Annotated in this window: 4 tRNA genes; all 4 read right to left on the bottom strand. The window is 36.9% G+C overall.

Annotated features, from left to right (window positions below):
- Positions 1 to 45: 45 nt before the first annotated feature.
- The 4 genes from ACX6U0_RS21270 to ACX6U0_RS21255 all read right to left on the bottom strand — a co-directional run bounded on the left by ACX6U0_RS21270 (position 46) and on the right by ACX6U0_RS21255 (position 928).
- Positions 46 to 122, bottom strand: a tRNA-Arg gene (locus ACX6U0_RS21270).
- Between the two features lie 458 nt (positions 123 to 580).
- Positions 581 to 663 (bottom strand) — tRNA-Leu (locus ACX6U0_RS21265).
- Positions 664 to 677: 14 nt separating this feature from the next.
- Positions 678 to 750, bottom strand: a tRNA-Lys gene (locus tag ACX6U0_RS21260).
- Between the two features lie 103 nt (positions 751 to 853).
- Positions 854 to 928 (bottom strand) — tRNA-Gln (locus tag ACX6U0_RS21255).
- Positions 929 to 1092 lie beyond the last annotated feature (164 nt).

Below are 1092 nucleotides of genomic sequence, written 5' to 3'. Positions count from 1 at the left end.
GTCCCAAACCAGGTGCTCTACCAAGCTGAGCCACTTCCCGTAATATGGCGCGCCCGAAAGGACTCGAACCCATAACCTTTTGATCCGTAGTCAAACGCTCTATCCAATTGAGCTACGGGCGCATATTGTGTTGTCACTTCGTTAGCGACTTTTATAGTATATAATAACTACTACTTGAAGTCAACATCTTTTTAAAAGTTTATTTATCTTAAACTTAGTAAGCTTACTACGATAAGCTTCTGATGACTTCGTTAAGTTCTAACGGGAACTTTATCTATATTAAAGCAACATGAACACAAAGTCAACATTATTTTAAAGAAAAAATAACTTTTATTAAAATAAGTTATTTCCGCTAATTAGAATGTGACGTTGAAGTGCTTAGTATATGCAGTTAGCATTTATTTAATCAATGTACTCCGAAGAATTTACTTAATGTTTGAGAAGAAACTATATTATAGAAATATTAAACAAACCTCAATCACTAAATAGATCAACCTTGTAATAGGGATTGCTCAAACTACTATAAAGTACAAAAAAGACAATCTACAGCTGTAGATTGTCTGGTTATATACATATTTGATGCGGCCGAGAGGACTTGAACCTCCACGGAGAAACCTCCACTAGGCCCTCAACCTAGCGCGTCTGCCATTCCGCCACGACCGCAAATAAACAAAAAGTGAGCCATGAAGGATTCGAACCTTCGACCCTCTGATTAAAAGTCAGATGCTCTACCTACTGAGCTAATGGCTCGTAATAAAGATAATATTACAAGTATCACAATTACTACACTTTTGAATGACTTAGAAGTCTATTGGTCGTGCTATCGCACTAGAGCATTACTCATAAAAAGTAATGGCTGGGCTACCTGGATTCGAACCAGGGCATGACGGAATCAAAATCCGTTGCCTTACCGCTTGGCTATAGCCCAATGAAGTTACTACATGATCTTACTTCTGCGATTATACTACTTGATTTTGCACCGCAGGATTTTCTTTATGTTTTATTGTATTTACCCCTTGAATTAACTCCTCAAGATAAAGACAATCCGACATTAGATCACACTAAAAATCAAAATCACTATCTCACATAATA

The organism is Gottfriedia sp. ABJ_BB2_2 (assembly GCF_055484705.1).
Note: the sequence above shows the minus strand (reverse complement) of the source record. Positions and strands in the feature narration are given on the sequence as shown.